The following is a 6,783-nucleotide window of genomic DNA, read 5'->3' as shown; positions in this document are numbered from 1 at the left end:
GGCGGGCGACCGCCGAGGAGGCGCTCGCGGGCATCGAGGGCGTCGAGATCGATGAGCTCGACCTCGCCGATCTCGACAGCGTCCGCGCGTTCGCCGAGCGCTTCCTCGCCTCGGGCCGCACCATCGACATCGTCATCAACAACGCCGCCGTCATGGCCTGCCCGGAGACCCGGGTCGGTCCCGGCTGGGAGGCGCAGTTCGCGACCAACCACCTCGGCCACTTCGCGCTCGTCAACCGGCTCTGGCCGGCGATCGAGCCGGGCGGCGCGCGGGTGATCTCCGTGTCCTCGTCAGGACACCGCAACTCGCCCATCCGCTGGGACGACATGTGGTTCGGGACCGGTTACGACAAGTGGAAGGCCTACGGCCAGGCGAAGACGGCCAACGCGCTCTTCGCCGTGCACCTCGACGCGCTCGGCCGTGACGCCGGCGTACGGGCGTTCTCGCTGCATCCCGGCGGCATCCTCACACCGCTCCAGCGGCATCTGCCCAAGGAGGAGATGGTCGCGGCCGGCTGGATCGACGAGGACGGCAACGCCGTGCATCCCTCCTTCAAGTCGCCGGAGCAGGGTGCGGCCACCCAGGTGTGGGCGGCGACCTCGCCTCAGCTGGCGGAGGCGGGCGGAGTCTTCTGCGAGGACTGCGACATCGCGGAGCCGGCGTCTGCCGACCCGTCGGTGCCCGGCGGTGTACGCGACTGGGCGACCGACCCCGAGCAGGCGGCGCGGCTGTGACGGCTCTCGGCCGAGCTGACCGGCGTCGACGCGTTCGCGCCCACCGTCTGAACGCCCGTCTGAACGCCCGCCTGAACGCCCTTGCCCCCGCGCTGCCCGCCGCACCAGGGTCCGGCTCACCGGCTGTGGCGGCGAGTGGCCGGGAGCCCGCCGTCGTGTATGCCACAGAGCTGGGCGCGGCACTCCACGGCTTTCAGCCCCAGGACGGCATACGGGTCTGTCTCGACCCGGCAGGACACCCTTTCTGTTTCTGGATCCGCACCTGACGCCACCCGGCCATCAGCACCTGACGCCGCTCAGGTGGTCCGGCGTTCGACAAGAGTCGTGGGCAGCGTGAGCTGCCGACGAGGCCCGGCGGGATCATTGATCTCGTCGAGGAGCAGCCGGGTGATGGCGCGTCCCATCTCCTCGGTCGGCTGGCTGACACTGGTCAGCGGCGGCACCGTATGGCGGGCGACAATCGAGTCGTCGAACCCGATGACCGCCACATCCTCCGGGACCCGCAGCCCTCGCTCGCGCAGCTCGGTCAGCGCGCCCGCGGCCATGACGTCGGACGCGGCGAACACGGCGTCGATGTCCGGGCGCCGGTCGAGCAGTGCCCGCATGGCGGCGCGACCGCCCTCCTCGGTGAAGTCGGCCGGTGCGATCAGCGACGCGTCCGGCTCGACGCCGCGCTCGGCATGGGCATCGCGCCAGCCCTGGAGACGGCCGTGGCCGACATCCATGTCGAGCGGTCCCGCGATGGTGGCGACGGTGATACGTCCCAGGCCGAGGAGATGGCGTACCGCCAGCGCAGCCCCGCCCACATTGTCGGAGTGGACATGGCTCAGTGGCTCGTCCGGTGAGCGCCGTCCCACCAGGACCGTCGGTATCCGTGTCTTCTCCAGGAACGCCGGCAGCGGATCGTCGCGATGGACCGACACCAGCAGCACTCCGTCGACCCTGCGCGCCTCCACGAACCGGATCAGCCGGTCCAGCTCGCGCTGATCACGTACCAGGATCAGCAGCAACTGCATCTCGGTGTCGGCGAGTTCGGTACTCACCCCGCGGATGACGGCGGAGAAGTACGGCTCGGTGGCCAGCCGGCTCTCCGACTCGGGGATCACCAGCGCGATGCTGTCGGTCCTGCTGGTGACCAGACTGCGGGCGGCGGGATTCGGTACGTAGTTGAGTTCCGCGATGGCCGCCTCGACGGCGGTGCGGGCCTTCGCGCTGACGCCCGGGAGGCCGTTGACGACCCGGGAGACCGTACCCCTGCCGACGCCCGCGAGCCGGGCGACGGCTTCCAGGGTCGGCCTGCGGGCCGCCCGTTCGGCGCTGCTCATCACGTCTCCTGACTTGTGCTTTCCTGGTGCCGCAGCACGGCGCCCACCAGGAAATTGTGCGGGGTCGCCGGAGAACCGGCGGCCCGGGGGCGGCACCGGGCCCGTTCGGGCGCCGGAACCGCATATGGCTCTTGACAGAGCCGGGTGTCAGCGGAGAGTCTTCCACAATCCATGGGAGCGCTCCCAGGGGCGTTCGAACCCACTCTGCGGAAGGACCTCTGTGGCCACCTCAGCACCCACTCCCGGGCGCGCCCTGGACCCCGCGGCACCTCTGAGCTTCCCGCCCGGCTTTCTGTGGGGCACCGCGACCGCCGCGTACCAGATCGAGGGCGCCGCCCAGGAGGACGGCCGTACACCCTCCATCTGGGACGTCTACTCCCGCACTCCGGGCCGGGTACGCAACGGCGACACCGGTGATGTCGCCACCGATCACTACCACCGCTGGCCCGAGGACGTCGCGATCATGTCCGGCCTCGGTGTCGGCGCGTACCGCTTCTCGGTGTCCTGGCCCCGTGTCCAGCCCACCGGCAGCGGGCCCGCGTCCGAGAAGGGCCTCGACTTCTACCGGCGGCTGACCGACGGACTGCTGGAGAAGGGCATCGATCCGGTCGTCACCCTCTACCACTGGGATCTGCCCCAGCATCTTGAGGACGCCGGCGGCTGGCCCGAGCGCGACACCGCCCTCCGGTTCGCCGAGTACGCGGCGATCGTCGCCGACGCCCTGGGCGACCGGGTACGGACCTGGACCACTCTCAACGAGCCGTGGTGCAGCGCCTTCCTCGGCTACGGTTCCGGTGTCCACGCTCCGGGCCGTACCGACGCCGCCGACGCCCTGCGGGCGGCCCACCATCTCAATCTCGGCCATGGGCTCGCGGTCCGGGCGCTGCGCGAGCGGCTGCCGGCCGGCGCCAAGGTGTCCGTCACCCTCAATCTGCACCAGGTACGGCCGCTGACCGACAGCGAGCCGGACAGGGACGCGGTCCGCCGGATCGACGGTGTGGCCAACCGCGTCTTCACCGGGCCCATGCTGTCCGGGATCTATCCGGCCGATGTCCTGGCGGACACGGCGGAGATCACCGACTGGTCGTTCGTCCGGGACGGCGACACCGCGCTGATCCACCAGCCGCTGGACTTCCTCGGTGTCAACTACTACTCACCGACCCTGGTCTCCCACCACACAGGACCTGCCGCACATGGGTCCGACGGACATGGTGCGAGCGACCACAGCCCCTGGCCCGGCGCCGATCAGGTGGCCTTCCACCAGACTCCCGGCGACCGGACCGCCATGGGCTGGACGATCGACCCGAGCGGTCTGTACGAACTGCTGATGCGGGTACGGCGGGACCACCCGGAACTGCCCGTCATGATCACCGAGAACGGCGCGGCCTTCGACGACTACGCCGCTCCCGACGGCGAGGTCCGTGATCCGGAGCGGATCGCCTATCTCCGTGACCATCTCGCGGCGGTCCACCGGGCCATCGCCTCGGGCGCCGACATCCGTGGCTACTTCCTCTGGTCGCTGCTCGACAATTTCGAATGGTCGTACGGCTACGGCAAACGCTTCGGCACGGTCCATGTCGACTACCCGACCCAGCGCCGCACTCTCAAGTCCAGTGCCCACTGGTACGCCCGGGTGACCCGTACGAACACGGTGCCGCCAGCGGAGTAGCCACCGGTCACCGGCTCCCGCCCGGCGTGCCGTATCCATCTGCCGACACCCGCTCACACCTCAGCAGATACGCGGCAGTTGCTCACCCAGCGGCATGTCCACCACCCGGGTCCCGCCCAGTCCGGTGGATGCCACCACCATGCCGGGATGGTCCGTCGTACACGTACCGATCACCACCGCACCCGCACCGAGCGGATGCGCGCGCATCGCCGCGAGCACCTTCTCGGCGTGCGCGGGCGGTACGAACGCCACGAGTTTGCCCTCGTTGGCCACATACAGCGGATCGAGACCGAGGAAGGCGCACGCGTTGGCGACGGCGTCCGGCACCGGGAGCGCACGCTCCCTGAGAGTGATCCCCGCGCCGGACGCCGACGCGATCTCATTGAGCGAGGTGGCCAGCCCGCCACGGGTCGGATCCCGCAGTACGTGCAGATCGGGGCAGACATCCAGCATCGCCCGGACGAGCGAGGCCAGCGGCGCGGTGTCGCTCTCGATCTCCACACCGAACTCCAGGCCCTCGCGGACACTCATGACGGCCACACCGTGCTCACCGATCGCACCGCTGACGATCACCACATCGCCCGGCGCGGCACGCCGGGGCCGGATGTCCACACCGTCCGGGATCAGCCCGATCCCGGCCGTGTTGATGAACACGCCGTCGCCGTGCCCGGCGTCCACCACCTTGGTGTCGCCCGTGACGACCGTCACGCCGGCCGCCCGGGCGGCGGCGCCCAGCGCCTCGGCCACCCTGCCCACCGTGGCGAGTTCGACGCCCTCCTCCAGAATGAAACCGCAGGACAGATAGGCGGGCCGGGCGCCCATCATCGCCAGGTCGTTGACCGTTCCGTTGACCGCGAGATCGCCGATGCTGCCGCCCGGGAAGAAGAGCGGGCGCACCACATACGAGTCGGTGGAGAACGCCAGCCGCGCGCCGCCCAGGGTGACCGTCGCCGAGTCGCCCAGTTCCGCGAGGACCTCACCGCCGAAGGCCGGCGCGAAGAGATGCTCGACGAGTTCGGCGGAGAGCTGACCGCCGCCGCCGTGTCCCATCACGACCTTCCGGTGGTCACGGAGCGGAGCGGGACAGGTCCAGCCGGAGAAGTCCGGTACGGCGGCGGCGGACCGTACCCGGGGCCGGACACCGTCCACCTCACGGATCCCGGTCGATGTCGGCTCAGCCAACGGAGGTCACCTCTTCCTGGGGACCGGCGGTGCCCGCCGCGTCCGGTGTCGCCAGCCTCCGGTACAGGTAGTACGCCGCGCAGGCGCCCTCGCTGGAGACCATGGTGGCGCCGAGCGGATTGCGCGGCGTGCAGACCGTGCCGAACGCCTCGCACTCATGCGGCTTGATCAGTCCCTGGAGCACCTCGCCGCTGCGGCAGTCCGTGGACTCCCGGGTCCGGATGCCGGTCACCGAGAAGCGGTGCTCCGCGTCGTACGCGCGGTAGGCGGGAGACAGCCGCCAGCCGCTGGCCGGGATCATGCCGATACCGCGCCAGGCCCGGTCGGTGACCTTGAAGACATCCTTCAGCATGGCCCGCGCGGCCGGACTGCCCTCGGGCCGTACCGCACGCGGATAGGCGTTCTCGACGGTGTGCTCGCCGGCCTCCAACTGGCGTACGGCGCGCCGGATGCCCTCCAGGATGTCCAGCGGTTCGAAGCCGGTGACGACGATGGGCACCCGGTGCCGCGCGGCCAGTTCGGGATACTCGCCGGTCCCCATGACCGTACAGACATGGCCTGCGGCCAGGAACGCCTGGACCCGGCAGCCGGGCGCGTTCATGATGGCGTCGATCGCCGGAGGGACCCGGACATGGGAGACCAGCAGGCTGAAGTTCTCGATGCCGAGCTTCTTGGCCTGATGGACGGTCATCGCGTTCGGCGGCGCCGTCGTCTCGAATCCGATCCCGAAGAAGACCACCTGACGGTCCGGATTCTCCTGGGCGGTCCTCAGCGCGTCGAGCGGCGAGTAGACCACCCGTACGTCCGCTCCCTCGCTCTTGACCTTGAACAGATCCCGGCCGCTGCCCGGCACCCGGAGCATGTCGCCGAAGGAGCAGAAGATCACCCCGGGACGGGAGGCGATCTCCAGCGCCTGGTCGATGGTCTCCAGCGGTGTCACACAGACCGGACAGCCGGGACCGTGGATGAGTTCGACCTCCTCCGGGAGGAGCTGGTCGATGCCATGGCGGATGATCGAGTGGGTCTGGCCGCCGCAGACCTCCATCAGGGCCCAGGGCCGGGTGACGGTGGTCCGGATGTCGTCGAACAGCCGGGCGGCGAGATCGGGATCGCTGAACTCGTCGAGATACTTCATCGAAGGTCCTCCTGTGGGGGTTGTGGCGTACGGCGGCTGGATTTCCCTGTGTCCTGCGGCCGTTCGGCTCCGGCCTCCTTCGCGGCCCGCCCCCACGCGTCCCCGAACTCCTCCTCCAGTACGCCAAGATTCTCGAACAGCCTGAGCGTCTGCTTCGCGGACTCCTCGTCGAGCCGCTGGAGCGCGAAGCCGACATGCACGATCGCGTAGTCGCCGACGTTCATCTCCGGCACATACTCCAGACAGACGTCCTTGACCACGCCGCCGAAGTCGACATGGGCCATCCGGGTTCCGTCGCGCTCCTCGATGTCCAGCACTCTGCCGGGCACAGCAAGGCACATTGCTTCCTCCTCACACATCGGTTGTTCCGCCTGCCGCTCGGCCCGTCACGGCCGGTCCCGTGCCGCCTCGGCCGTTCCCGGCCCTCTCAGCCCGTCGTGACCCGGGCGGCGACCATCAACTGGCCCAGTGCCAGCCCGCCGTCGTTCGGTGGCACCGCGCGGTGCCGCAGTACGGTGAAGCCGTCACGCTCCAGCCGCTTCGTACAGCCGGAGGTCAGCAGGGCGTTGCAGAACACGCCGCCGCTCAGTGCGACGGTGGTCAGGCCCGTACGGTCACGGGCCGCGCGGCACAGATCACGCACCAGACCGATCACCGCGCCGTGGAAGCGCGCGGCCACCGTCGGCGCGTCCGCGCCGGCCCGTATGTCATGAGCCGCCGCGGCCAGGACCGCAGCCG

Annotated in this window: 6 protein-coding genes and 1 pseudogene; 2 read left to right on the top strand and 5 right to left on the bottom strand. The window is 70.1% G+C overall.

Annotation, left to right across the window (positions count from 1 at the left end; all coding sequences use genetic code 11):
• The coding region (locus GA0115259_RS06935) for an SDR family NAD(P)-dependent oxidoreductase (protein ID WP_093592383.1) at window positions 1-734 on the top strand (734 nt) is incomplete at its 5' end.
• A gap of 296 nt (window positions 735-1,030) precedes the next feature.
• Here GA0115259_RS06935 and GA0115259_RS06925 read toward each other — a convergent pair.
• Window positions 1,031-2,059 (bottom strand): LacI family DNA-binding transcriptional regulator, encoded by a 1,029-nt coding sequence (locus tag GA0115259_RS06925; protein ID WP_093592380.1) that lies wholly within the window; start codon window positions 2,057-2,059, stop codon window positions 1,031-1,033.
• Window positions 2,060-2,183: 124 nt separating this feature from the next.
• Between GA0115259_RS06925 and GA0115259_RS06920 the strand changes: the two genes are divergently transcribed.
• Window positions 2,184-3,728 (top strand): GH1 family beta-glucosidase, encoded by a 1,545-nt coding sequence (locus tag GA0115259_RS06920; protein WP_093592377.1) that lies wholly within the window; start codon window positions 2,184-2,186, stop codon window positions 3,726-3,728.
• Window positions 3,729-3,788: 60 nt separating this feature from the next.
• Here the strand turns inward: GA0115259_RS06920 and hypE are convergent, their stop codons facing one another.
• From hypE to GA0115259_RS06900, 4 genes and pseudogenes are all read right to left on the bottom strand, one after another.
• Window positions 3,789-4,778, bottom strand: a complete 990-nt coding sequence (hypE, locus tag GA0115259_RS06915) for a hydrogenase expression/formation protein HypE (RefSeq protein ID WP_093592386.1) — start codon at window positions 4,776-4,778, stop codon at window positions 3,789-3,791.
• Window positions 4,779-4,902: 124 nt separating this feature from the next.
• A complete protein-coding gene (gene hypD, locus GA0115259_RS06910) occupies window positions 4,903-6,045 on the bottom strand; it encodes a hydrogenase formation protein HypD (protein WP_093592374.1) in 1,143 nt (380 codons plus the stop codon).
• A complete protein-coding gene (locus tag GA0115259_RS06905) occupies window positions 6,042-6,386 on the bottom strand; it encodes a HypC/HybG/HupF family hydrogenase formation chaperone (RefSeq protein ID WP_093592371.1) in 345 nt (114 codons plus the stop codon). The genes hypD and GA0115259_RS06905 overlap by 4 nt, the downstream gene beginning before the upstream one ends.
• Before the next feature lie 86 nt (window positions 6,387-6,472).
• Window positions 6,473-6,783 (bottom strand): annotated as a pseudogene (locus GA0115259_RS06900) (carbamoyltransferase HypF); the annotation flags it as partial.

Source organism: Streptomyces sp. MnatMP-M17 (assembly GCF_900091995.1).
Classification (GTDB): Bacteria; Actinomycetota; Actinomycetes; order Streptomycetales; family Streptomycetaceae; genus Streptomyces.
This window is presented reverse-complemented; position numbering and strand designations above follow the sequence as displayed.

What these genes read in the sequence shown, in the direction of transcription:
- hypE (WP_093592386.1), bottom strand. Translation starts at nt 4,778, where the DNA reads ATGGGACACGGCGGCGGCGGTCAGCTCTCCGCCGAACTCGTCGAGCAT.
- GA0115259_RS06925 (WP_093592380.1), bottom strand. Translation starts at nt 2,059, where the DNA reads ATGAGCAGCGCCGAACGGGCGGCCCGCAGGCCGACCCTGGAAGCCGTC.
- hypD (WP_093592374.1), bottom strand. Translation starts at nt 6,045, where the DNA reads ATGAAGTATCTCGACGAGTTCAGCGATCCCGATCTCGCCGCCCGGCTG.
- GA0115259_RS06920 (WP_093592377.1), top strand. Translation starts at nt 2,184, where the DNA reads ATGGCTCTTGACAGAGCCGGGTGTCAGCGGAGAGTCTTCCACAATCCA.
- GA0115259_RS06905 (WP_093592371.1), bottom strand. Translation starts at nt 6,386, where the DNA reads ATGTGCCTTGCTGTGCCCGGCAGAGTGCTGGACATCGAGGAGCGCGAC.